A 23093-nucleotide genomic window follows, 5' to 3' on the forward strand; every position below is an offset into this window, starting at 1 on the left:
CCGGCACGGGTGTAGCCGTCGCGGGCGAACACCGTCAGCGCGCCGGCCAGGATCGCCCTGCGCTTGTCTTCCCTGGTCATCCGCGACGTCCTCCCAAAGTGCAATGCTCGTTTTACTTTTTGCCACGCTCGTTGTACTTTACTGGACGTCCGGCCTGGAGCGTGAGGAGACACCACATGATCAGGATCGCCATCGTCGTCGGCAGCACCCGCCCCCGCCGCCGCAGCGCGGTCGCCGCCCGCTGGGTCGCCGAGGTCGCCGCCCGCCACCGGGCCGCCGTCGCCGGCGAGGCCGGCTTCGAGGTCGTCGACCTCGCCGAGTACGCGCTGCCGGTGCTGGACGAGCCGGCACCCGCCCTGTTCGGCCACTACCGGCACCCGCACACCCGGCGCTGGGCCGAGACCGTCGCCTCTTTCGACGGGTTCGTGTTCGTCACCCCGGAGTACAACCACTCCGCCCCCGCCGCGCTGAAGAACGCCATCGACTTCCTGTACGCCGAATGGGCCGACAAGGCGGCCGGCTTCGTCAGCCACGGCGTGCACGGCGGCGTGCGCGCGGTCGAGCACCTGCGCCAGGTCATGACCGAGGTCGGCGCGGCCAACGTACGCACCCAGGTGGCGCTGTCGGCGTTCACCGACTTCGAGCTCAGCGGCCCCGCAGAGCCCGGCGTGATCGCACCCGGCCCGCACCAGGAGCCCACCCTGACGGAGCTGCTGGACGAGGTCATCGCCTGGTCGAGGGCGCTGCGCACGCTGCGCGAGCCGGCCGCGGCCTGACCGGGCGACATAGGAGGACATGTGATGCGTTATCGGTTGCTGGGCCGTACCGGCCTGAGAGTGTCGGAGCTGTTCCTCGGCGCGATGATCTACCACGAGGTGACGCCGGAGGTGCGGCGGATCTTCGACCTGTACGAGGAGTCGGGCGGCAACGTGGTGGACACCGCCTCGATGTACGGCGACAGCGAGAAGGTCGTGGGCGAGCTGCTGCGGGGCCGCCGCGACCGCTACGTGCTGGCCACGAAGTACACCCCGACCCGTGACCGCACCGACCTCAACGCGGCCGGCAACCACCGCAAGAACCTCGTCCTGTCGCTGGAGCGGAGCCTGCGGCGGCTGCGCACCGACTACCTCGACCTGCTGTGGGTGCACGTGTGGGACCGGCACACGCCGATCGAGGAGACGATGCGGGCGCTGGACGACGTGGTCCGCGCGGGGAAGGTGCTCTACGTCGGCATCTCCGACGCGCCGGCATGGGTGGTCAGCCGGGCCAACACGCTCGCCGAGTGGCGCGGGTGGACACCGTTCGCGGGCCTTCAAGTGCCCTACAGCCTGCTGCAGCGCGACATCGAGCGGGAGCTGCTGCCGATGGCGCAGGCGTCCGGGATCAGCGTGGCGGCGTGGGGCGTGCTCGCGCGGGGCGTGCTGTCCGGCCGGTACGCCGAGCCAGGCGCGGCGGCCTCACGGGTGTCGCCCGAGTCCGTCGGCGAGCGGGACCAGGCCGCCGTCCGGGCCGTGCTGGACGTGGCCGGCGAGCTCGGCGTGACGGCCTCACAAGTCGCGCTCGCGTGGGCGCTGCGGCGCGGCGTGCACCCCATCCTCGGCACGAGCGGCGCCGGGCAGCTCAAGGACAACCTGGGCGCCTCGGCCGTGGCGCGGGACCTGCCGGAGGAGGCGATGCGGCGGCTGGAGTCGGCGGTGCCGTTCGAGCTGGGCTTCCCGGGTGACTTCGTCGGCGCGGCGGACCGCAGCCCGGACATCTACGGCGACGCACTCCCCCACCTCGACGGCCGCTGACCCGGCACCAGGCCGGCGTCTCAGCTCAGCTCGATTCCCACGCCGGCTCCGTAGTCGGCGCCTTCACCTGGGCGAGTTCCGCGAGGTCGTCGAATTCCGGCAGACCGTCGGCAGGCGCGCGGACGACACCGACCTGATTCGGCCTGGGCGGCGCGATGTTCCTGGGCGGGCCCCAGCTCACGATGTCCGTCGTGGCGCCTCCCTGGGTGTAGTACTTCTCCTTCTCCTGCGTGGAGAAGCCCGAGCCGAATTTGAAGGGCAGCCCTTTCGCGTCGAAGTAGAGCGTCCAGCTCACGACCTTGTTCGCGTAACTCGCGTCGGGCCGCTTCCCTGCGACCTGCCGGAAAGTGGGCGAGAGTGCGTACAGTTCGGCGAACGTGAGGCTGCCGCGGTAATAACCGGTCCGCTTGAGGTCCGCGGTCTTACCCGCGGGGTTCGGCAGATTGAATTTCTTCTCGTCGGCGTCGGCGATGAGCGCTTTCAGCGTCCCGAGTTCGAAGATGTTGATGACGTGGTCGCCGAAGGCCGTGGCGCCCGCTCCACGGTTGCCGCGCCGCGCCCAGGTCTTTCCCTGGGGCAGGTCCGCGGTCCACAGCCGTCCCGTGGTGTAGAAACGGCCCTTGGTGTTGATCCAGCGGTGCGGCCGGGTCTGCGCGAGCAGGCTCCGGGAGACCGGGTCGCCTTCGGCCGCGCGCTCCTTGGCGAGCGGAAGGAGGTGACGGTTGAAATCCACTCGCCGCGTGATGCTCGCCGCGACGACCCCGCCTCTGCCGAGGACCAGCGTCCCTTCCTGCATCGGGTTGTAGCGGAATACCCTGGCCGTGTGATTGGTGTATTTGTTCCGGCTGTTGATTTCCACGGAGCCGTACTGTGTGAACTGCACGCTCGCGCCGGTGGCGAGCCGCTCGCGTACCGCGCGGACGACATCGGGAACGGCGGCCTCCGCCGCGGACGGAACCGCGAGCATGGCCGCCGGGCCGACGATCAGGGCGGATAAGAGGGCTGGAAAACGGCGCATGGAAAGGTGCCTCCGGGACTTGGCAAAGCAACGGGATGATGATCCACGGCAGCCCGGAGCGTACCAGTTCCCTGCCCATTCCGATTTACCTACGGCGCCGTAGTCTCAGTAGACCGGCGACGGTCACGGGCGCGAGGGCGACATGGCACAACGCCAACGCGATCTTGCTGGGGTCGTCGAAATCTGCGGGAATCGTCATGACCGGGATGGTCCCGAGCGCGATCGCCGGGGCGACGACCAACGCCGTGGGCACCACCCATGGCCAGATGCGGGCGAGCACCGCCACCACGGTCATCCCTGCCAGCAACGGCAGGGCGGTGAAGCCGGCGACGGTGAGCGCGTCGACCTCGGCGGGCCGGCCGGCGGCGGTGAACCGGAAGCCGCCGCCGGCGGCACGCCCGAGCCCGTAGATGGCGAGGTTGAGCAACAGCGCGGCCGTCACCGTGGCGACGACGGTCTTCGAGGTGTTCATCCGGCTCTCCGCGCTCTGCGCGTCCGTCAGAGCCGCCGTTCGCGGCGCAGGTACGTCTCGATGCGGTCGAGCGCACCTGCCCAGACCTCCCGCACGAAGAAGTCGCGCATCTCGGCCGCCGGGAATCCGGACTGCACCACGCTGAGGAGGGTCCCGCCGTCGTGCTCCGCGAAGGTGACCTCGACCGTGGTCGTCATGGTCATGCCGTCCGGGCTGACGCCGGTGGACTCGGTGACCAGGCGGTGCGGACGGTCGATGACCAGGAAGGTCTGGGTCTCCCGGAACAACGTGTCGGCGTCGGGTCCCCACACGGCCGTCTGCCGGCCTCCGACGCGCAGGTCCACCTCGATCTCCACGAAGCCGGGCGTCTCGTCGAGGATGCTGAACCAGATCTTCTGCTTCTCGGCGTCGGTGTAGGCGTCGAAGACCTCTTCCGGGGTCGCGGGCAGGACCCGGCTGAGGCGCAGTTGGGCGGTGTCGATGTTCTGGGTCATCAGTCGTCTTCCTTCTTGAGAGTGAAGTAGGCGTCGAGGCCGTCGAGCCGGCGCTCCCAGAGCCGCTGGTAGAACCTGATCCAGGACATGGCGTCCTCCAGTCGTTCGGCGCCCAGGCGACATCGCCGTGATCGCCCGACCTTCTCCGTGGTGACGAGCCCGGCGTTCTCCAGGACGTGCACGTGCTTCTTCATGCCGGTGAGCGACATGTCGAACGGCTCGGCCAACTCACCGATCGTGGCGGGACCCTGGCCGAGCCGGACGAGGATCTGTCGTCGCGTCGGATCCGCCAGGGCGGCGAACGTCCGGTCAAGGACCTCTTGCTGAACCATATGGTTCAGTGTACGACACTGAACCAAAAGGTTCAACAAGTAGGAGTGACCGGTAGGTGGACCGACGGGGCCCGCTCCTCAACGGCGCCAGCGGCCCGGATGAACGAGGCCGGATTCGTAGGCGCAGATGACCGCCTGAATGCGGTCGCGCAGACCGAGCTTGGACAGCACGTTGCTGACGTGGGTCTTCACGGTGTGCTCGCTGACCACCAGGGCCGCGGCTATCTCAGGGTTGGACAACCCCTGCCCGAGCAGGGCGAGGGTCTCCCGTTCCCTGCCGGTCAGGGTGTCCATCCCCGGTATCGCGATCGGCGGGCGGGCCGAGCGCCGGACCAGGTCGTCGATCAGCTTTCTGGTCACGGCGGGCGCCAGCAGCGATTCCCCGGCCGTCACGACCCGGACGGCGTGCACGAGGTCGTCGCGCCGCACGTCCTTGAGCAGGAAGCCGCTGGCTCCGGCGTGCAGGGCCTCGTAGACGTACTCGTCCTGGTCGAAGACGGTCAGGATGACGACCTTGGTGCCGGTCTCGGCGCAGATCGTCCTGGCGGCCTCGATGCCGTCCATGACGGGCATGTGGATGTCGAGCAGGGCGATGTCGGGTGCGTGCGCGCGGACCGCCGCGAGGGCATGGGCGCCGTCGGCGGCCTCGGCCACGACCGTGATGTCCGGCTGGGTGTCCAGGATCAGGGCGAAGCCGCTGCGCATGAGCTCATGATCATCGGCTACCACCACGCGGATCGTCACGAGGCGGTTCCCGTCAGGTGCACCGTGACGGCGAAGCCGCGCCCGTCCGGCCCAGGGCCGAAGGCCGCCGACCCGCCGCAGGCCGCCGCCCGCTCGCGGATGCCGATCAGCCCGTGACCCGAGCCGCCGGTGTGACCTCGGCCGTCGTCGGTGATTCCGATCATGAGCGTGTCCTGCCTCCAGTGCAGTTCGACGGCCACCGCGACCGCCTGGGCATGCTTGACCGCGTTGGTGAGCGCCTCCTGCACGATCCGGTAGGCGGCGGCCTCCGCGTCGGCGGGCAGCGGGCGCGGCGTGCCGTGGACGGTCAGCGTGGTCCGTTGCCCGGCCCGGTCCACGCTGTGCACCAGCGCCTCGATCCTGGCCACGGTCGGTGGAGCGCCGGGCGAGGACGTGCCGAGCAGCCCGAGCAGGCGGCGAAGCTGGTCCATCGCCTCGCGCCCGGTCGCGGCGATGGCGTCGAAGGCGGCCTCGGCCCGTTCCGGTGCCGGGCGCACGGCCAGGGGCCCGGCCTCCGCCTGCACCACGATCAGGCTGATGGCGTGGCCGAGGAGGTCGTGCATGTCCCGGGCGATCGCCGTCCGCTCCCGCTCGACGGCCCGCTCCGCTTCACGCTGCCTGTCGCGCTCGATCTGGCGGGCGTGGGTGCGCCGGTTGGCCGTGGCCCGGCCCATGGCCCAGGCCGCGACGTACATCACCAGCGCCCGCACCGTGGTGTCCGCGCTGGGCGGGTTCAGCACCAGCCCGGCGAGCTGAGCGCCGGCGCCGGTGACGAGCAGGGTGACCGCCCAGACTCTGACCCGGCGCGAGCCGTACGCGGCCACCGTGTAGATCGCGATCAGCAGCGCGTAGGGGATCGGCTGCGGGGCGGTGTCGGGGTCGTTGAGCAGGTACGCGCCCGTCGCGGCCGTCACCGCCGCCAGGACCGCCAGTGGCGCACGCCGCCGCCAGATCAGCGGCAGCGCCAGGCCGAGCACGGGCAGGTACTGCCCGAGCGTGTAGCCCGCCGCCGGGTCGGCCTCCCGGGTCGTCAGGAGGAAGGGTGCCGCATGCGCGGCGAGCGCCACCAGGGCGATCACGAGGTCCACAGCCAGCGGGGAAACCCGACGGAACGATCGGACGATAACTGACATATCGGGGCGAAATCCTACTCAGGTGTACGGCGGGCCGACGAAGTTGTAGAGGACCGCCACGACGGCGAACGCCACGACGCCCGTCGTGACCAGCGTGTAGCCGGCCCTGGCCCAGGGCGACCACCAGCGCCGCCACCACGCGAGCACCGCACCCGCGAGCAGGGCGACGGCCAGCGCCACGGTCAGCGTCGCCAGGACCAGCAACCCGATCAGCACGGGCGCCCCCCGCAGCACCAGCGGCAACGCCCGGCCCTCGTCGGCGAGCAACGAGCCGAACCCGGCCACGAACACCGTCACCGCGACGCCGCCGAGCCAGGCCGCCAGCCGCCACGCCCATGGCCCGTGCATCACCCGCCCACGCATCCTGCGTACGGCCAGCGCCACGGGATACGCGATCACGGCGATCACCGACGCCGGCACCGCCCACGCCAGCAGCCCGAGATGCAGCCACGAGTGCTCCAGCCAGCCGATCCGGTCGAACACGACGGTCTGGCCGCCGAGTGCGAGCTGACCGGGCTCGGGGAAGGCGATGCGGCTCCATCCGCCCTCCTGCAGGAAGACACCCGGTTCGAACTGGATCCAGCGCTTCTCCCCGCCGCCGAGCCCCGTGGTGACCACGCTGCCGTCGGCGGCGGCGGTGACCTGCACGGGGGTGTCCGTCAGCGCTCGCACCTTGAGCAGGCTGCCGCGGCTGACGCCGCTGCTCCGGTACCAGCCCTCGTAGGCGCGCGAGGACGCGCCCGCCAGTGCCGTGACCTCCGGCGGCGCCGATCCCGGCAGGTACCGGTCGATGATCTTCTCCACCAGCGCGAACCCGTCCAGCCCGTGCCGCCCCGTGCCGTCCCCGTTGGACATCACATGAACACCGATGCCCTGCTCGGGCAGCAGGAACATGTAGGAGTGCATGCCGGGCATGTCGCCGCCCTTGAACAGCAGCCGATGCCCCTTGTACGGCCGCTCCTCCCACATGAATCCCATCCCGGCCAGGCTGGGATGCTCGCTGTACTGGCGGCGTTGCATCTCGGCCGCCGCTCCGGGCCCGAGCCGCGCGTCCCGCGACAACTGCGCCTGCAGGTAGACGGCCATGTCGGCGGCGGTCGAGGCCGGCCCCGCGCCGGAGGCGGCGAAGTCCGCGCAGTCGACCGCCGTCGGCGTGCCGTCCACCAGGTAGGCCTTGGTGCCGTGCAGTCCGCCGCAGGCGATGACCGAGTCGTCCATGCCGAGCGGCTGGAACACCTGCCGCTCCACGTACTTTTCGAATGGCATGCCCGAAACGACCTGCACGAGGTATCCGGCCAGGGCGACACCATAGTTGCTGTAGGACACCCCGGTGCCGGGCGGGCGCACCCGCGCCGGCTGGTGCGCGGCCAGCGCCTCGCCCAGCGGCAGCACGTCCGCGCCGCTGCCCACGACGTAGTCCTCGTCGAACCCGGCCGTGTGCGTGAGCAGGTGCCGCAACGTGACCGGGTGGCCCGGGTAGGCGTCGTCGATCCGGAAGGACTTCAGGTAGGTGTTCACGTCCGCGTCCAGATCCAGCCGGCCCGCGTCCACGAGTTGCAGGGCGGCCTGGGCGGTGAACAGTTTGGTCTCCGAGCCGATGAGAAAGCGGGTGCTTTCGGGATCCACCGGCACCCGCCGCTCCGCATCGGCCCAGCCGTACCCCTGGTGCACCACCCGCTCGCCGCCGGCCACCACGGTCACCGCCACGCCTGGGACCTTGTCCTCGGCCATCACCGCGGTGACGTGCTCATCGACCAAGGTGCCGAGCCCTGGCAAGGCCGGCGGCCCGACCGCCTGAGCCGGGGCGGCCATCAAGGCCAGAGCGGTCATGAGTTTCAGCAACATGCCGTCAAGGGTCATGCACCCGTCCCTGCCGACACATCGCCGACGCCACCCATCCGTCCCTCCACCGCTCGGGGGAGGGACGGGTCAAGGCGCCAAGCTGCCCGCCGCGACGGCGTCGCCCGCAGCCGAGGAGCTCGGCGGTTCACGCTCCCACGTGGATGTGGGCCGCCCACAGGGACGGGGTCCGGGGATGTCGTGCTCGCCGCTCCCGTACGGCGTGGTGCAGCGCGAACGCGGACCGCGCCGGGTCGATCGTTCCCGCCCCCGTGGTCAGGCCACGGTAGAAGGCGTCGGCGAGGTCGACGGCGAACTCGTCCTGGATCTCCCACAGGGTGCCGACGACGTTCCGGAACCCGGCCAGCTGGAACCCGGTCGCCAGGTGGATCGCCTCGTCGGCCAGCTGGGCGGAGGGACCGGTCGCGGTCACGCACGCGGACAGATAGGCCAGCTCGGCGTGTTCGAGGCGTACCGCGTTCAGGGCGGCCACGGTGAGCGGGTCGGTGGCGTGGTCCTGCAGGACGAGCATGCTGCGGGACAGGTCCGTCGGGTGGATCGCCCCGTGACAGGCGAAGTGGGCGATCGAACTGGTGGCCAAGTGGGAGAGCACGGTCTCACGGGTGGGTTCGCGCGGCTCCCCCGGCGCCAGGACGACGGCATGCGGAAGGTGCCCGGCCACGGCGGCCGCCTCGGCGGAGGCGTGCTCCAGATCCGGCCCGCCGGGAGTCGTGGGCATCGCCACGACCAGGGCGCCGCCGCGTCCGTCGCCGGGCGGGAGCGGGCGGCGGGCGTACCGCAGGGCGCGGACCGTGGGGACGTAGGAGGAGACGACCCGGTGGAGCACGGCGTCGGACTCGGAGCCGCGTACGCCGGCGGCGTGCAGGGGAAGCAGCGACAGGATGCCGCCGGACGCCCACCAGATCCTGGGCCATGCGCCGCCGCCGCCGGCGACGGGGCCGAGCCGCAGGGCGTCGAGGACCGGACGGGCCGCCGCCCGCCACAACCATTCGAGGACCTCGTTCATGGCGGCCTGGGCCGTCGCCCGCTCCGACAGGGTCGTCCCCGTCTGCGTGATGTGGAGCGCGCCGTAGAACTCGATGACCTTCTCGAGCGTCGCCGTGGCGTCCATGCCCGGCAGCGGCAGTGCCTGGACGCCGTCGGAGGTCAGCAGCAGCGCGTCGCCACGGGTGCGGCTGAGGTTGAAGGTCACGATCGGGCCCTGCGCGGTCTCGTCCAGCAGCTCCTCCAGCGTCGGCGGCTCCAGGAAGGTCGCGAAGCCGTCGAGTCTCCGGATGGCCGCCACCGTCTCCGACAGCTCCTGCGCGGTGTGGTGCGGGTCGGCGGCGGACAGCGGCCTCGGCCCGGGGACGGCCGGCCCCTGCGGCTGGGAGAGGCGGTCGTTGAGTTCGAGGTAGCGGCGGGCCAGCTCGGGATCGCGCTCGCGCAGCGCGCTCAGATCGGCGCGGACGTCCAGCGCCTGGCTGAGCAGGACGGCCCGGCCGGTCTCCAGCAGCCGCAGAGCCTGCGCCGGGCCGGACTCGGGGCGGGTCAGGGCCAGGGCGGCGGCCTCCCCCGTCAGCGTCCTGAACTCCTTGAGCAGGTCCTGCTGCCCGTCCCGGCCGAGCTGGCGGGCGGCCAGGTGCGGAAGCAGCCGTACGGCGGCCTCCAGCAGATCCGCGGCCCGGCCCGGCGCCGACTCCGCGACCAGCGACGAGGCCGCCTGATAGGCCTGGATGCGCAGGGTGAGGGGCGCCGCCGTGTTCTCGGCTGCCCGTACGAAGGCCGACACCGCCTCGGCACGCCGCGACTCACCGCCCTCCCGGTCGAAGCGCGCGCGCAGGACCTGCCCGAGCGCGAGGCGGACGGACGCCTGGTCGGGATGGCCGTCCGGCTGGCAGGTGACGGCCTCCCGCAGCAGGTCCTCCGCTTCGGCGAGCAAGGCGTGCTCCGAGGTGCGCTGCTGCCGCAGCACCAGCGCGCTGCTCAGGTTGACCAGGTAGCGTCCCCGGTCCCGGTGGCCGGGAGGCGCCGCGGCCACGGCGGCGCGCAACGCCTCGATCGCCTCGCCGAGGTCGTCGTCGGCCGCGCCGGGGTCACCGCCGCTCTCGGCGCGTTCGCCGGCCGTGGCGCGCAGCTCGACGCGTCTCATCAGCGCGCCCCCGAGGTTCGCGTGGAGCAGACCCCAGCGCACGTCGTCCCGGCTGCCCGTGGACGCGGCCTGCCGGTGCAGCTCGACCGCCTCGTCCAGGTCGTCCTCCCGCGCGGTCCGCTCGAACCGGGCGACCAGCGCCAGCCCGAGGTTGGAGCTGAACATGGGCAGATCGTTCCCCGGCGACCCCTGGGCGAGCTCCAGAGCCTGCCGGTGCACGGAGACGGACTCGTCGAGATCGGCGAGATCCCCCGTCTGCTGGTAGCGGGCGCGCAGCGAGTTGGCGTAGCCGGAGTGCCGGTGCGCCGGGTGCGGGCCGGGAACCCGCAAAGCCCGGCGGTGGGCGTCGAGGCAGGCGTTGAGGACCGCCGGGTCGCCGTGTTCCTCGAAGCGGGTCTGGAGGATGGCGGCCCACTGGGCCAGCCCTTCGGCGTCGGCGCCGTCGGACGGCACGTACCCGGGTCCTGGATCGCCGAGCCGTACGGCCTCGTCCAGGTCCTCCGGCTGCCCGGTGCGTTTGAACCTGTGGTGAAGGGCCATCGCGAGCAGGCCCCGCCAGCGGTCGTCCGGGTCGGCCGCCGACGCCTTGCCGTACACCTCGATCATCAGGTTCAGGGCAGGGACGTCGCCGAAGTGCTCGTACTGGGCGGCCAGCAGGCCGCCGAGCTTCACCACGCAGGGATCCCACCAGTCGTCGCCGGGCGACCCGGCGGAGAAGGCGAGGCTGAGCGTGGCGACCGCGGCGTCGAGGTCGTCCCGCTCGCCGGAGGCGAGGTAGCACAGCTGGAGGGCCTGGCCCAGCTCGAAGAGGACGGATGCGCGGACCTCGCCGGGCGGCGCGATCTCGACCGCGCGGCTGACGCAGGCGGCCGCGGCGGCCAGGTCCTCGCGGCGGCCCGACCGCCGGTGCCTCACCAGGAGGAGCTGGGCGTGGTCGAAGAGGGGGCGGGGATTGCTCGGGTCGTGTTCGGCGCCGGCCCGCAGCGCTCCCTCCGACGCCTGGAGCGCGGCTTCCAGGTCGGCGTCGTCGCCTGCGCGCAGGAACCGTTCGAGCAGCGCCGAGGAGAGCAGCGACTGGTAGAGGCCCTGCTCCCGGCCGCCGGCGGGCACCGCCGCCGTGATGCGCCGCCACAGCCGGACGACGGCGGACAGGTGCTGGGGATCGGCCCCGTCCTCGAAGGAACGGCGCAGCAGGTCCACGGCGGGTACGACCGCCGCCACGGCGATCGCGGGAAGCATCGGCTCGGGCAGCGCGTCGATCTCCAGGAGGAAGCACGGCACGAGCAGCTCGACCGCGCGGTGGAACTCGCCCGGATCCCCGGTGCCCCCGTAGCGGAGCCAGTGCCACCAGCCCAGGACGACCCGGACCTCGGGCAGGTCCTCGGCCGCCAGGGAGTCGGCCAGGGCCCGGGCCTGCCGCGTGGCTTCGGGGTCCGAGGTCGCGGACAGGTCACCGGTGGCGCTCATCTCCAGCACCCGGGCGGCGACAACGGACAGGAGGTCCTGGCGCACGACCCGAACGTACGCCGTGCCCGGCCGCTCCGCCCCGGCTTTCGCCGAAGCCGAAGCCGGAGCCAGGGCCGATGCCAGGGCCGGGGCGGCTCGGCCCGTTCGCCCGTCGGGCTGCCCGGATCAGTCCGCGAGCGGCGAGTGCGGATCCCACCGCGACTTGCGCGTCATCGTGGTGATCGCCTCGCCTTCGGCGACGGTCAGCGGGCCGTCGTCGCGAACGGAATGGCCGAGACGGGCCGCGAGCTCCCTGCCGTACAGGTCGACGGCGGACTCGACGAGGTCGGCGAAGCCGGCGGCGCTCGCCCGCGCCCTGCTCCAGGCGGTGACCCCCGTCGCCGCGGCGATCAGGGCGGCGGGCCACCACCAGCCGGTCAACAGGAGGTAGAGCAGCGCCCACCCCATCAGCCGGGCCGAGGCGTCGTACGCCTCGCGCGAAGCGAGGATCTCCGTCCTGGCCGTGTCGGGCAGCAACAGCCAGAGCCGGGGCCAGGCCGCGTCGAGGTCCAGCCCGTAGCTCGCCTCGACCCGCACCCGGCACGCGTGCAGCCGGTCACCGATCCAGGTCGGCCGCTCGGCCTGCACCAGGCTGACGCGGTCGGCCCTGGCGATCGCCCCGCTGACCTGCCGCGCCGTCGCCGCGGGGTCGTCGGCCTCGCTCTTGGCCCGCCGCGACCTGCGGCGGCGCACGCCCGCCAGCACGCTCGCCGGCGGTCGGCGGCCGGGCAGGTTCCACAGGCGCGACAGGAGCCGGCCGAGGGCCGCCGCGACCAGCCCGGCCGCCACGGACCCGGCGAGTACGGCGGCGACGGTGAGCACCGCGCCCCCGACCGAGCGCAGGACGGGCTCCGCGGCCCACAGTTCGATGCGCGCGCGGAGCCGGGCGAGGTCGAGGGCATGTGCCCAGCCCAGGGTGTCGGCCGTGGCCGCGGTCGCCAGGAACAACAGACCCGGCAGGGCCAGGAGCGCCGCCCACCGCTCGGCCAGCTTCTTGCCGATCTCGCCGAGGAAACCGTTCACCGCGGCAGGGGCCCGGACTTCAGCGGCTCTCCCGACGCGCCGCACGACGGAGCCGGTTGTCCCGGCCTGACCCGGCCGCGTCCGGAGCACAGCCCGCGGGGGCACTCCCAGAACCGGGCGCCGCCCGTCTCCTGGGCTCCCGGCAGCGGCTGGAAGGCGCGGCTGCCGGAGGGGAAGAGCCCCTGGCCGGTGGCGGACAGGACGGCCTCGTCCAGCGCGTCGAGATCCGCCTCCAGCTCCTGGTCGACCCGGCCCGCCTGGATCGCGGAACGGGCCCGGAGGTAGGCCGCGAGCGCGTTCTCCTCCCGGGCGATCCCCTCCAGGGTGTCGTCGCCGAGCTCCCGGCAGAAGCTCGCGATCTTGACATCGACGCCGACGGCCACACGGCCTCCTCAGTTCCGGTCGTCCCCCTCCTGCGAGGGGACTCTTGTCGAGGTCTTGCATCAGCAGCGCCAATGTAGAACAACCGGGCACCGGCCGGCTCGAGGTCCTGGACCCGGAGGCCAGGCGCCGCGAGCGGTGATCACGCGCCTCCGGAGCTCAGCCGGCGATCGAGGCGTTGGCCTCCGTGACGAACTTCTGGGCGGCGGCGTCCGGGCTCATCCGGCCGAACAGCACCTCGTGCGTGTACCTCCGGAGGATGTCCTCCATGGCGCTGGCCAGCTTCGGCGGCGCGGAGGGCGGGTCCGTGAGCTCGCCCGCGACCTCCTTCAGGAACGCCACGGTCTTCTTGTCCACGTCGGGAAGCTTGCCGGTGACCGCCGCCAGCACCTTGGCGTTGGCCGGCAACCCGCGGTCGCTGAGCACGATGCCGCCCGCGTCCGGATCGTTGACCATGAAGTCGATGAACGTGGCCGCCGCCGCCCGGTGCGGGGACCGCTCCGCGACGGTGTAGAACATCGCGGGCTGCAGGAACATGCCGCCCGACGCGGCGTCACCCGCCTTCGGCATGCGCAGCAGGCCGAGCTGCTTGCCGCCCGCCGCCTTGCTGATCGCGCCGAGCTCGTTGCTCCACCACATGCCCATAGCGACGTTGCCGGTGGCGAACAGCGAACGGTCCACGTTCTGGGCGGCCAGCTCCACGGTCCTGGCGACACCGGGAGAGCCCTTGGTGTCGACCAGTTTGCGGTGCAGGGCCCACCACGCCTTCAACGTCCTGGGCGAGACGCCGATCCTGTTGCCGTCGTAGAAGCGCTCGCCCCGCTGGGCGGCGAAGATCTGCAGGAAGGCGGGGTTGAACGCCTGCTGCGCGCCGTAGATCCGGCCGCCGGTCCCGGCGGTGATCGCCGCCGCCAGGGACGCGTACTCGTCCCAGGTCCATTTGGTGTCGTCCGGCAGCTTCTGGCCGGCCTTGCGGAACGCCTCCGGGTCCACGACGAGGGACCAGGCGTTGACGCCGGTGGGGATGGCGTACCGCTTGCCGCCGATGGTGCCGGTGGCCAGCACCTTGGCGTCGATGTCGGCGGTGTCGACGGCGTCGGTGAGGTCGGCCAGCGTGCCGCGCTCGGCGTACTCGCGCAGGCCGCGGATCTCGATCGTGATGACGTCCGGCGCCTCGTCGGCGGCGACCTTGGTGGCCAGCGTCTCGTAGTAGTCCGCGAAGCCGGAGAACTCGCCCACGACCTTGATGTCCGGGTGCTTCTCCTCGAACTTCCTGATCGCCTCCTCCGTCATCTTGCGCCGCGCCTCACTGCCCCAGTAGAAGAACCGCAGTTCGGTTCCGCCGCCGGCGCCTTCACCACCGCACGCCACGGTGGTCGCCAGCACGACGGTGGCCAGCACCATCGCCATCAGCGGTTTCTTGCCAGAGCCCACGGGTTCGCCTCCTGGGGGGATGGAGGACCTGTTCCGGTCCGGTGATCGCACAGCACGATGACCGGCATCGTGAAGATCGGCATCGTGAACGTCGGAGCTTACAACGACGGGGTGATCTCCGCGTCTCGTCCGCGCCACCACCGGGACGTCAGCGGCCGGATGTCGCCCAGCCGTTGGCCTGGAAGGCCAGGTCCACGACGTCGGCGACGGCGCCGTCCGCGCAGGAGCGCACCACCGTGCCGGCGGCCGCGCGTACGTCGGGGTGGCCGTCGCCCACGGCGACGCCCAGGCCGGCCGCGGCGATCATGTCGAGGTCGTTGGGGTTGTCGCCGACGGCGGCCACCTCCTCCAGGGGCACCCCCTCGGCGGCGGCCAGGGCGCGCAGGGCGGCGCCCTTGGTGGCCCCGGCCGGCAGGATCTCCAGGTACGTCGCCTCCGAACGCGTCGTCACCGTGCCCGGGATGTCCGGGGCGGCCGGACGGGAGCCGATCAGCATGCACGTGGTGATCCGGTCGGACGGCAGCGCCGTCCAGTGGCCGGGGTGGCGCAGGGCGATGCCGTCGCGGCGGGCGTACTCCCGCAGTTCGGGCACGTCGTGGACGGCCCACGCCTCGCCGCCGCAGAACCCGACCGGGTACGCGCCGTCGGGCGGCTCGGCGAACAGCGCCAGCAGCGCCTCCCGGCCGGCGGGCACCATGGCGAGGTCGCGGCCCACGAGCGTGCCGTCCAGGTCGGTGACGATCCAGCGGATCACGAGGCCCGCCCCGCCCCGGCCACCTCGGCCATCACCGAGCCGTCGAGGTCGTAGCCGCCGACGCAGGCCAGGTAACCGCCGGGGGCGAGAATGTCCCCGGACAGGGGGAGGTAGCGGCCACCGGCCTCGCTGACGAGAAGGGCGCCGGCCGCGACGTCCCAGGCGTTGACGTGGGTGCCGTAGGCGACGTCGGACCAGCCGGCGGCGACGTGGGCGAGCTTCAGCGCGGCGCTGCCGGAGCGGCGGGTGGAGGCGAACGCGCCGACCATGCGGGCGAAGCGGCGCAGCGCCTCCTCGCCCTCCGCCGCCAGGTCACGGGGGCCGGGGAATCCGGACAGGAGCATGGCCTCGCGGTCGGTCGTGGCACCTGCGCTGCGGATGGGCTCGCCGTTGCAGCGGGCGCCGCCGCCGAGCCAGGCGCTGAACTCGTCGTCGCGCAACGGGTCGTAGACCACCCCTGCGACCACCGCGCCGGCCACGGTGGCGGCGATGGAGGTGCAGAAGAACGGCAGCCCGGCGGCGAAGTTGGCGGTCCCGTCGATGGGGTCGACGTACCAGCGGACGCCTCCGCCGGCGCTGCCTTGGACCCCGCCCTCCTCCCCCACCACCACGCCGCCGGGGCAGCGGGCGGCGAGCAGGGCGCGGATGTCGTCCTCGGCCGCCTTGTCGTGCTCGGTCACCGGATCGTGGAAGTCCCTCTTCGTACGGATCTCGGGCCGGGAGCGGAAGGCGGCCCTGAGGCGGTCACCGACCGCGCGGGCGGCCTCGGCGGCGACCGCGGCCAGTTCGCGCGGGGTCATGTCGTCCATGTCGTCTCCAGGAAGTTCAGCAGGTCACGCGGGTCGTCGACGGTCGCGTCGGGGCGCTGCCGCACGCGGTAGGGGATCTCGGCGGTGCTGCGGGAGACCATCAGGACGGTGGCCCCGGCTCCCGCGCGGACGCCGCAGACCACGTCGCGGTCGTGGTTGTCGCCGACGTACCAGGTCTCGGCGGGGTCCGCGCCTAGGGCACGGCAGGCGAGCCGGATCATCTCGGGGTTCGGCTTGCGCACGCCGACCTCGTCGCTGTACACCTGCGCGGCGAACAGGTGGTCCAGGCCCGCGCGGGCCAGGAAGTCGCGGTGCACCGCGCCGCACAGGGCGTTGCTGACGACCGCGGGGAGGATGGCCCGCTCCCGGCAGGCGGCCAGCAGTTCCTCCGTGCCGGGCCGGAGCTCGCGGCCGCTGCGCAGCTCCCCCATGCGCCGGCACAGCGGCGTCGCCTCCACGGCGACCAGCGCGCGGGCCTGCTCGGGCCAGTCGGCGGTGACGTAGTCGGCCCAGAACTCGCGGTGCGTCATCTCCCGCGGGGCCGGCAGCCGGGACGTGGAGTCCTTCCAGTACGAGTCCGCGCGGGCCCCCGCCCGGACGTCAGCCTCGACCTCCGCCACGCCGAGGCCGTCGAAGCCCGCCCGCGCGAGCAGGCCGTGCACCTCGGCGGCCAGCTCGGCGGCCCATGACGGCCGCCGGGCGGTCTCGACGAGCACGCCGCCGAAGTCCAGGAGCAGCGCCTTGGGCCTGATCACGCGCGCACCCCCGCGCGGTCCCAGGAGGTGATGCGGGCCCCGTCCGCGTCGAACAGGTGGAGCTGGTCGCTCCAGCAGTCGAGCACGTCGCCCGGCGCGGCCTCGACCGGCGTGTACGACACCGCGAACAGCTCGGTGCCGAGGACCCGCAGCCGCACCGTCCACGAGGACCCGGCCGGCAGCACCGCCTCGACCAGCGCCTCCTCCCGCCAGACCGCCCCGGGGGCGGCCCCGAGCACGGCGCCGAGGCGCAGCGCCTCCGGGCGGACGCCGACGGCCGCGGGCGCCGTCCCCGGGTCTCTGGCGGCGAGTTGCTGCAGCTCGCCCGCGTTCATGACCGCTATGCCGGTCGCCATGGTGAGGGCTTCGAGCTGGTCGTGGGTGACGAAGACGATGGTCGCGCCGGACTCCTCGTGGATGCGCTTGAGCTCGGCGCGCGTCTCCAGCCGCAGCCGCGCGTCGAGGTTGGACAGGGGCTCGTCGAGCAGCAGCACCGACGGGTTGACGGCGAGCATCCTGGCCAGCGCCACGCGCTGCTGCTGCCCGCCGGACAGCTGCGACGGGTAGCGGTCCGGGTCCGCGAGTACGGGGTGCCGGGCACCTACGACCCGGCGACCGACGAGTGCGTGCCCGGCGCCGACCCCGGCCACGGCGGCACCCACCTGGCCGCCGACGCCGAGGGACTGACGATCTACTACCGCCGGGACGGCAAGGGCTACCTGCTGGCCTCAAGCCAGGGCGACAGCACGTTCGCCGTCTACCGGCGCGAGGGCTCCAACGCCTACCTCGGCCAGTTCCGGATCGGCGCCGGCGACGGCCTGGACGGAGCCGAGCACAGCGACGGCTCGACGGTGCTCAACGTGCCGCTCGGCGACTTCGACAAGGGCCTGTTCGTCGCGCACGACGGCGAGAACACACCGGCCACGGCCGACCGGGAGAACACCAACTTCAAGCTCGTGGACTGGGACGACATCGCCGACGAGCTGGACCTGGAGGTGGACACCGGCGGCTGGCGCCCGCGCGACTGACCGCAAGACAGGGCGCCAGGCTTATCGATAAGATGTTCGACCATGGGCGTCTTGGTGGACTATTTCGTGGCCGACTCCGACGAGTCGGCCGAGCGGGCCATGGCCAGCGGGCCGGGCTGGTCGAAGCTGCCGTTCGTCGACTGCAAGGGCTGGATCAACGAGCTCGACGACCTGGTGGCCGAGCTCAGCGGGCGCGACGTCAGCGAGTTCGGCGGCAGCGAGGTCGTGGCCGACGACGGTGAGGCGGCGGGCGTGGACCGGCTGATGCCGGAGACGGTCGCCGCGCTCGCCGCCGTGGAGGACGCGCGGCTACGTGAGTACGCCGAGGACGAGCTGCTCGAGGAGTACGAGATCGAACGCGTCACCGCCCTGCGCGATCTGGCCCGCGAGGCGGTGCGGCTCAGCCACGGGATGTATCGCTGGACGTGCGTCTGAACGCGGCGAACAGCTCCTCCCGGAGGGCGGGCGGCAGCTTGCGGCCCATGCTCGCCGGGGTCACCAGAGCCTGATCGTCGTTCCGGACGTGCGCCGAGTCCGCGAGGAACTCCAGCGCGAAACGGGCCTCCTGACGGTGCTTGTCGTCCGGCCAGCCGTCCACCAGCGGCAGCACCGCACGCACCCGCTCGGCGATCCGGTCGAGGAGCGCGTACCCGGGCAGGCCGGGGAAACGCTGGGCCCGCAGGTCGATGTGGTTGAAGGAGACGCCGTCGAGCTCGGCGGCGGTGAAGTCGTTGCCGGTGAAGTCGTTGTGGTCTCTGCCGAGCGCGGCCCGGTCGTGATCGTGCGGGCGGCCCCAGAAGTTCATGTCGCGTACGCGGCCGATGAAGACGCAGTCGACGAACTCGGCCTCGCAGGTGAACGTATGTTGCCGCAGCCGGGATCGGTCGAACACGCACCGCTCGAACCGTACGTTCCCGAAGAAGGTCTGCTCCGCGAAGCGGGTGCGGCGGAAGGTGCAGTCGCGGAAGACGGTCTGCGGCCAGGTGAGGCGCTCCCGCTCCCGTCCGGGGTCGGGGATGCCCATCAGCAGCTGCTCGAAGCCGGCGCCGGAGAAGTCGCAGCCGTCGAACGCGCTGCCGCGGGCGACGAAGCAGCGCAAGCGCGTCCCGGTGAAGTCCACGTTCGTCAGCCGCGCCCGGTCGAAGTCCACCTCGCTCACCCCGGCAGGCAGCTGGAACCGCTGGTCACGGAGCTCCCCGCGAACGATGCTCGTCGCTTCCGGCCCGCCCGGGAGTAGGGAATTCATGGCGCGGAGTCTCGCATCCGACACCGACAGAAATCGGGGTGAAACGATCCGGACGGTCCGGACAGGTACAGGATGTCGGGACCCCGGACGAGAGAAGGCAGCGTGACTCCCCCTGACCGCAAGCGGCGCTTCGAGGTGATCTACGTTGCCAACTATGCCGACATCCTCGCCTATGTCAGGCGGCGTACGGACTCATCGGACGACGCCGCCGACGCCCTCGCCGAGACGTTCACCACGGCCTGGCGCCGCCTCGACGACATCCCCGAGGGGCGGGACGCGCGTCTGTGGCTGTTCGGCGTGGCCCGCCGCGTGCTGGCCAACGGCCGCCGGGCCGAGTCGCGCCGCGGCGAGCTGGTGGAACGGCTCGGCCGGGAGCTGGCCGCATGGGCGGAGCCGGACCGGCCCGGCGTCGTGCTCCCCGGCGTGCGGGAGGCGTTCGCGCGGCTGAGCCCCGACGATCGCGAGATCCTCGCGCTGGTCGGGTGGGAAGGGCTGGGCTCGGACGAGGTCGCCACGGTCCTGGGATGCTCGCGCGGCGCCGCCCGGCTGCGGCTGCACCGCGCCCGTAAACGCCTGGCGAGGGAGTTGCGCGCGGCGGGCGTCGATGTCGCCGCCATCGGACTGCGTGCCATGGAGCTGGCGAAGGGAGCGATCTGATGCACGACCTCGACCGCCTGGTGGCGAGCCTCGCCCCCGACCCCGGCCCCGGCATGACGCCGATCGCCAAGGAGCTGCTGGAGGAGATCACGGCGCACCCGGTCGCCGCCCACAGCGTCACCGTGAGCCCGGCCATCGCGAGCCCGGACACCGTGAGCCCGGCCACCGAGCAGGCCCGCGTGCCCCGCCGGCGCCGGACGTGGGTGACCGTGCCGGCGCTGGCCGCGCTGGCGACCCTGCTGTCCTTCGGAGTCGCCCAGGCGCCCGCCTCCGCGGCCCTCGACATCCGGCTCGTGGACGGCGCCTACGTGATCACGGTCAAGGACCTGATGGCCGAGCCCGAGGTGTACCAGCGCGAGCTCAAGGCCCGGGGCCTGGACATCACGCTCGAAGTGGTGCCGACCTCCGCGAGCCAGGCCGGGGGGATCTTCGTGCTCCACGACCTGGACCGGCTGCGGGCCGGTCATGCGGTGTCCGCCGAGGGCCCGATCACCACCATCGACGCGCCCGGGACCTGCGCACGATCCGCCGGCTGCCCGATCGGCGTCAAGGTGCCGGCCGACTTCGACAAGAAGGCCCAGATCACGCTCGGCAGGCCGGCCGGACCCGGCGAGAAGTACCGGATGCCGCCCGGCATCGCCATGCCCGGCGAGCCCTTGCACTGCGTGGCCTATGTCAACAAGTCGGTGGCCGAGGTCGGGGCGATGCTGCGCGAGCGTGGCGTGACCCCGTCGTACGTCGCCGACTGGCAACGAGCGCAGCCTTCTGCCCCCGCCGGCTGGTACGTGCACGAAGGCGTCATGAGCGCCGACGGCGAGGCGCTCCTGCTGGTCGGCCCCGAGCCGCGCGCCGTGGACCAGCACGCGAAGCCTCGCTGCTGACCCGTCCCCGGAAGCCTCGTAGACGGGGCTCCTCCTACCGGCGCGGCGCCCGATGCCGCCGCGCCGGCTCTTCTCACTGCCGTGCCGGCTCTTCTCACCGCCATGCGTGCCGCTGCCGCGTGCGCGGACCTCCCCGCGTTCCCCGCCGATCGGATCTCTCGTGCTCGTCGACACCCCTCCTGCCGTGCTGCCCTCGCGGCGCGCTGCCCTCGCCCGCCTCCTCGCCGGTCACCGCGCGTTCGCCGTGCTGCTCGCCCTGGCGGCGGCGCTGCGCGTGGTCACGATGCTCGGCTACCGCCCGGCCACCCTCTACTGGTACGACTCCTACACCTACCTCGACACCGCCGCGCACCTCGCCCCGTCGGCGGCCTTCCACCCGATCGGCTACCCGCTGCTGCTGCGGGCGCTGCTGCCGTTCCACAGCGTCGAGCTGGTCGCGGCCGTGCAGCACGCGCTCGGCCTGGGCATCGCCGTGCTGGTGTACGCCGTGCTGCGGCGCAGGTCGGCGCCCGCCTGGGCGGCGGCAGCGGCCACCGTGCCGCCATTGTTCGACGCCTCGTTCCTGCGGCTGGAGCACGCCGTCCTGTCCGACACCCAGTTCATCTTCCTCGTCGTGGCGGGGCTGGCCGTGCTGATGTGGTCGCCGCGCCTGTCCGTGCGGGCGGCGACCGCGGCGGGCCTGCTGTTCGCGCTGGCCGCGCTCACGCGGACGATCGCGCTCCCGCTGCTCCTGCTCGTCGTGCTCGTGCTGGCCGTGCGGCGTGCGGGGTGGCGCCGGCTGGCCGCGCTGGCGCTGGCGGGGACGCTGCCCCTGGCCGCGTACGCCGCCTGGTACGCCCAGCACCACGGCAGGTTCGCGCTCAGCGGCGCGGACGGCGTCGCGCTGTGGGCCCGGACGATGACCTTCGCCGACTGCGCCCGCGTCCAGCCGCCGCCCGCCGAGGCCCGGCTCTGCCCCAACGGCACGAAGGTGGACGCCGCCTCCGAGTACGTGTGGGCCTCGGGTTCCTCGCTCAACCTCCTGCCCGGCGACCGTTTCGCCCACAACGACCTGGCCCGCTCGTTCGCGCTGCGCGCCATCGCCGCCCAGCCGCTCGACTACCTGGGCGAGGTCGCGCGGGACACCGCCATCGCCTTCTCCTGGACCCCGATCGCCCATCCCGCCCGCACCACGCCCGCCTTCGGCTTCGGCCACGGCCGCTGGCCGCTGCCGGACCAGCCGCTGGTCGCGAAGGTCCAGCGGGAGTACGACCCGGAGCTGCGCGGCGCGGAGTCGGTGTCGCCGTACGCGGACTTCCTCGTCGCCTACCAGTACGCCGCCTACCTGCGGGGCCCCCTGCTGGGCGCGATCCTGCTGCTCGGCGGGGTGGCCGCGGTGCGGCGGCCCGCCGTGGCGCTGCTGCCGTGGGCGGTCGCGGCGGGCCTGCTGATCGGCCCGGTCGCCGTCCTGGACTTCGACCACCGCTACGTGCTGCCGGTGGTCCCGGTCGCCTGCCTCGCGGCGGCCCTGGCGTTCACCCGTCGCGACGGGTCGCCGGGGGCGCGGTGGAGTCGCGGATGACGAGCTGCGCGCCCACCCGGTAGGCCCGGCCGTTGCGCGCCTCCTGGGCGCCGTCGCGCCCACCGTCGCCGTGCTTCATCTGCTGCAGTAAGAGGTTCATGGCCAGCTCGCCCAACTCGGCGGCGCCGTTGTCGACGACGGTGATCGCCGGCGACCAGTAGCGCAGCCAGGAGATGTCCTCGTGGCACACCAGCGACAGGTCGCCGGGCACGGAGACGCCGGTGCTGGCCAGCGTGGGCAGGATGCCGAACACCGCCTCGTGGTTGGCCGCGAACAGCGCGGTCATCCGGGGGGCGCGGCGCAGCAGCCGGGTGATGGCCTCGGTGCCGAAGCCGGGGGCGAAGGGGCCGCGTTCGACCAGGGACTCGTCCACGGCGAGGCCGCGTTCGCGCAGGGCCTGCTCGTAGCCGGCGAAGCGTTCGCGCCCTGAGTCGGCGGTGAGCTCGCCGCCGATGAAGCCGATGCGTTCGTGGCCGAGGTCGAGCAGGTGGGAGGTGGCCGCGTGGGCGCCTTCGCGGTCGGCTGCCAGCACGGACGGCGCGGCGCTGTCGGCCGGGCGGCGTATCACGTTGACCACGCCGGTGCCCTCGGCGAGCAGGGCGTTGGTGGTGGCGCCGTTCTTGCCGGTGCCGATGACGATGAGGCCGTCCACGCCGTGCGCGGCGAGGGTGCGCAGGAACTCCTTCTCCCGCGCGGGGTCGGCGTCGGTGATCCCGAGCATCACCTGGTAGCCCTCGTCGGCGGCGCGGCGCTGGACCACCTCGGCGATCGTGTGGAAGGAGGCGTTGATGAGGTTGTTGAGCACCAGGCCCACCAGGTGGGACTGCTTGGAGCGCAGGGCGCCGGCGAGCCGGTTGGGCTGGTAGTTGAGCCGGGCCGCGGCCTGCTCGACGGCCGCGCGGGTCTCGGCGGAGATCAGCGGGGATCCGCTGAGGGCGCGCGAGGCGGTGCTGCGGGACACTCCGGCCTCCGCGGCGACCTCCTTCAGTCCGATCCGCATCGTCTCCCCTGTCTGGTGCTGTCCGGTGCCGTCTGGTGTGGATCTTTGGGATCGATCCCATTATGCACGTGGATCCTGCCA

24 protein-coding genes are annotated in these 23093 nt (G+C 72.7%); 7 read left to right on the forward strand and 17 right to left on the reverse strand.

Translation table 11 applies throughout. The annotated features are described in order from the left end of the window. Window positions 1-176: 176 nt before the first annotated feature. On the forward strand, window positions 177-776 hold the full coding sequence (locus tag BMW85_RS24130; protein WP_091085402.1) for an NADPH-dependent FMN reductase: 600 nt from the start codon (window positions 177-179) through the stop codon (window positions 774-776). A 24-nt stretch (window positions 777-800) separates the two neighbouring features. After that, complete coding sequence (locus BMW85_RS24135; RefSeq protein ID WP_091085405.1) at window positions 801-1793, forward strand: aldo/keto reductase; 993 nt, start codon at window positions 801-803, stop codon at window positions 1791-1793. A 25-nt stretch (window positions 1794-1818) separates the two neighbouring features. On the opposite strand, the gene BMW85_RS24140 is transcribed toward BMW85_RS24135, so the two are convergent. The 15 genes from BMW85_RS24140 to BMW85_RS50440 all read right to left on the reverse strand — a co-directional run bounded on the left by BMW85_RS24140 (window position 1819) and on the right by BMW85_RS50440 (window position 17289). Continuing rightward, window positions 1819-2811, reverse strand: a complete 993-nt coding sequence (locus BMW85_RS24140) for a hypothetical protein (RefSeq protein ID WP_143082386.1) — start codon at window positions 2809-2811, stop codon at window positions 1819-1821. Window positions 2812-2896: 85 nt separating this feature from the next. Further along, the gene (locus BMW85_RS24145; protein ID WP_091085411.1) at window positions 2897-3283 is read right to left on the reverse strand and encodes a DUF6069 family protein; all 387 of its coding nucleotides are present in this window, start codon (window positions 3281-3283) and stop codon (window positions 2897-2899) included. A 26-nt stretch (window positions 3284-3309) separates the two neighbouring features. Then, the gene (locus BMW85_RS24150; protein WP_091085412.1) at window positions 3310-3777 is read right to left on the reverse strand and encodes an SRPBCC family protein; all 468 of its coding nucleotides are present in this window, start codon (window positions 3775-3777) and stop codon (window positions 3310-3312) included. Further along, entirely contained in the window at window positions 3777-4109 is a 333-nt protein-coding gene (locus BMW85_RS24155) for an ArsR/SmtB family transcription factor (RefSeq protein ID WP_091085414.1), read from the reverse strand. Before BMW85_RS24155 ends, BMW85_RS24150 begins: the two co-directional genes overlap by 1 nt. A gap of 78 nt (window positions 4110-4187) precedes the next feature. Further along, window positions 4188-4853, reverse strand: coding sequence for a response regulator (locus tag BMW85_RS24160; protein ID WP_091085416.1), 666 nt, complete (start codon window positions 4851-4853; stop codon window positions 4188-4190). Then, window positions 4850-5986: a sensor histidine kinase gene (locus BMW85_RS24165; RefSeq protein ID WP_091085418.1), complete on the reverse strand. Its 1137-nt coding sequence runs from the start codon at window positions 5984-5986 to the stop codon at window positions 4850-4852. The genes BMW85_RS24160 and BMW85_RS24165 overlap by 4 nt, the downstream gene beginning before the upstream one ends. 18 nt (window positions 5987-6004) lie before the next feature. Further along, window positions 6005-7831: a serine hydrolase domain-containing protein gene (locus tag BMW85_RS24170; protein WP_177240856.1), complete on the reverse strand. Its 1827-nt coding sequence runs from the start codon at window positions 7829-7831 to the stop codon at window positions 6005-6007. 142 nt (window positions 7832-7973) lie between these two features. Next, window positions 7974-11489 carry a CHAT domain-containing protein gene (locus tag BMW85_RS24175; protein WP_091085423.1) on the reverse strand — a complete coding sequence of 1172 codons (3516 nt, stop codon included), beginning with the start codon at window positions 11487-11489 and terminating at the stop codon, window positions 7974-7976. Between the two features lie 120 nt (window positions 11490-11609). Next, on the reverse strand, window positions 11610-12506 hold the full coding sequence (locus BMW85_RS24180; protein WP_091085425.1) for a hypothetical protein: 897 nt from the start codon (window positions 12504-12506) through the stop codon (window positions 11610-11612). After that, window positions 12503-12889, reverse strand: a complete 387-nt coding sequence (locus BMW85_RS24185; RefSeq protein WP_091085429.1) for a hypothetical protein — start codon at window positions 12887-12889, stop codon at window positions 12503-12505. The genes BMW85_RS24180 and BMW85_RS24185 overlap by 4 nt, the downstream gene beginning before the upstream one ends. A 157-nt stretch (window positions 12890-13046) precedes the next feature. After that, window positions 13047-14321, reverse strand: a complete 1275-nt coding sequence (locus BMW85_RS24190; RefSeq protein WP_143082387.1) for an ABC transporter substrate-binding protein — start codon at window positions 14319-14321, stop codon at window positions 13047-13049. Between the two features lie 148 nt (window positions 14322-14469). Then, window positions 14470-15075 (reverse strand): HAD family hydrolase, encoded by a 606-nt coding sequence (locus BMW85_RS24195; RefSeq protein WP_218155910.1) that lies wholly within the window; start codon window positions 15073-15075, stop codon window positions 14470-14472. Then, window positions 15072-15884, reverse strand: a complete 813-nt coding sequence (locus BMW85_RS24200) for an inositol monophosphatase family protein (RefSeq protein ID WP_091085435.1) — start codon at window positions 15882-15884, stop codon at window positions 15072-15074. The genes BMW85_RS24195 and BMW85_RS24200 overlap by 4 nt, the downstream gene beginning before the upstream one ends. After that, window positions 15872-16639, reverse strand: coding sequence for an HAD family hydrolase (locus BMW85_RS24205; RefSeq protein WP_091085437.1), 768 nt, complete (start codon window positions 16637-16639; stop codon window positions 15872-15874). The genes BMW85_RS24200 and BMW85_RS24205 overlap by 13 nt, the downstream gene beginning before the upstream one ends. Further along, entirely contained in the window at window positions 16636-17289 is a 654-nt protein-coding gene (locus BMW85_RS50440; RefSeq protein WP_425434365.1) for an ATP-binding cassette domain-containing protein, read from the reverse strand. Before BMW85_RS50440 ends, BMW85_RS24205 begins: the two co-directional genes overlap by 4 nt. Here BMW85_RS50440 and BMW85_RS50445 point away from each other — a divergent pair. Together BMW85_RS50445 and BMW85_RS24220 are read left to right on the forward strand one after the other, a co-directional pair. Next, complete coding sequence (locus BMW85_RS50445) at window positions 17266-17667, forward strand: phytase (protein WP_245775033.1); 402 nt, start codon at window positions 17266-17268, stop codon at window positions 17665-17667. The genes BMW85_RS50440 and BMW85_RS50445 overlap by 24 nt on opposite strands. A gap of 42 nt (window positions 17668-17709) precedes the next feature. Continuing rightward, window positions 17710-18102, forward strand: a complete 393-nt coding sequence (locus BMW85_RS24220; RefSeq protein WP_091085440.1) for a hypothetical protein — start codon at window positions 17710-17712, stop codon at window positions 18100-18102. Here the strand turns inward: BMW85_RS24220 and BMW85_RS24225 are convergent. Next, window positions 18068-18913 (reverse strand): pentapeptide repeat-containing protein, encoded by an 846-nt coding sequence (locus tag BMW85_RS24225; RefSeq protein WP_091085441.1) that lies wholly within the window; start codon window positions 18911-18913, stop codon window positions 18068-18070. The two genes, BMW85_RS24220 and BMW85_RS24225, sit on opposite strands and share 35 nt — an antisense overlap. A 102-nt stretch (window positions 18914-19015) precedes the next feature. On the opposite strand from BMW85_RS24225, the gene BMW85_RS24230 reads away from it, so the two are divergent. The 3 genes from BMW85_RS24230 (at window position 19016) to BMW85_RS24240 (ending at window position 22012) form a co-directional block, all read left to right on the forward strand. After that, window positions 19016-19570: an RNA polymerase sigma factor gene (locus BMW85_RS24230; protein ID WP_091085444.1), complete on the forward strand. Its 555-nt coding sequence runs from the start codon at window positions 19016-19018 to the stop codon at window positions 19568-19570. Continuing rightward, entirely contained in the window at window positions 19570-20451 is an 882-nt protein-coding gene (locus tag BMW85_RS24235; protein WP_091085446.1) for a hypothetical protein, read from the forward strand. The genes BMW85_RS24230 and BMW85_RS24235 overlap by 1 nt, the downstream gene beginning before the upstream one ends. Before the next feature lie 160 nt (window positions 20452-20611). Next, window positions 20612-22012 carry a hypothetical protein gene (locus BMW85_RS24240; protein ID WP_091085448.1) on the forward strand — a complete coding sequence of 467 codons (1401 nt, stop codon included), beginning with the start codon at window positions 20612-20614 and terminating at the stop codon, window positions 22010-22012. On the opposite strand, the gene BMW85_RS24245 is transcribed toward BMW85_RS24240, so the two are convergent. Beyond that, entirely contained in the window at window positions 21966-23012 is a 1047-nt protein-coding gene (locus tag BMW85_RS24245; protein WP_091085450.1) for a LacI family DNA-binding transcriptional regulator, read from the reverse strand. The two genes, BMW85_RS24240 and BMW85_RS24245, sit on opposite strands and share 47 nt — an antisense overlap. Between the last annotated feature and the right edge of the window lie 81 nt (window positions 23013-23093).

Source organism: Nonomuraea wenchangensis (assembly GCF_900111685.1).
GTDB classification, from domain to species: Bacteria; Actinomycetota; Actinomycetes; order Streptosporangiales; family Streptosporangiaceae; genus Nonomuraea; species Nonomuraea wenchangensis.

What these genes read in the sequence shown, in the direction of transcription:
- BMW85_RS24130 (WP_091085402.1), top strand. Translation starts at nt 177, where the DNA reads ATGATCAGGATCGCCATCGTCGTCGGCAGCACCCGCCCCCGCCGCCGC.
- BMW85_RS24135 (WP_091085405.1), top strand. Translation starts at nt 801, where the DNA reads ATGCGTTATCGGTTGCTGGGCCGTACCGGCCTGAGAGTGTCGGAGCTG.
- BMW85_RS24140 (WP_143082386.1), bottom strand. Translation starts at nt 2,811, where the DNA reads ATGCGCCGTTTTCCAGCCCTCTTATCCGCCCTGATCGTCGGCCCGGCG.
- BMW85_RS24145 (WP_091085411.1), bottom strand. Translation starts at nt 3,283, where the DNA reads ATGAACACCTCGAAGACCGTCGTCGCCACGGTGACGGCCGCGCTGTTG.
- BMW85_RS24150 (WP_091085412.1), bottom strand. Translation starts at nt 3,777, where the DNA reads ATGACCCAGAACATCGACACCGCCCAACTGCGCCTCAGCCGGGTCCTG.
- BMW85_RS24155 (WP_091085414.1), bottom strand. Translation starts at nt 4,109, where the DNA reads ATGGTTCAGCAAGAGGTCCTTGACCGGACGTTCGCCGCCCTGGCGGAT.
- BMW85_RS24165 (WP_091085418.1), bottom strand. Translation starts at nt 5,986, where the DNA reads ATGTCAGTTATCGTCCGATCGTTCCGTCGGGTTTCCCCGCTGGCTGTG.
- BMW85_RS24170 (WP_177240856.1), bottom strand. Translation starts at nt 7,831, where the DNA reads ATGTTGCTGAAACTCATGACCGCTCTGGCCTTGATGGCCGCCCCGGCT.
- BMW85_RS24200 (WP_091085435.1), bottom strand. Translation starts at nt 15,884, where the DNA reads ATGGACGACATGACCCCGCGCGAACTGGCCGCGGTCGCCGCCGAGGCC.
- BMW85_RS24220 (WP_091085440.1), top strand. Translation starts at nt 17,710, where the DNA reads ATGGGCGTCTTGGTGGACTATTTCGTGGCCGACTCCGACGAGTCGGCC.
- BMW85_RS24225 (WP_091085441.1), bottom strand. Translation starts at nt 18,913, where the DNA reads ATGAATTCCCTACTCCCGGGCGGGCCGGAAGCGACGAGCATCGTTCGC.
- BMW85_RS24235 (WP_091085446.1), top strand. Translation starts at nt 19,570, where the DNA reads ATGCACGACCTCGACCGCCTGGTGGCGAGCCTCGCCCCCGACCCCGGC.
- BMW85_RS24245 (WP_091085450.1), bottom strand. Translation starts at nt 23,012, where the DNA reads ATGCGGATCGGACTGAAGGAGGTCGCCGCGGAGGCCGGAGTGTCCCGC.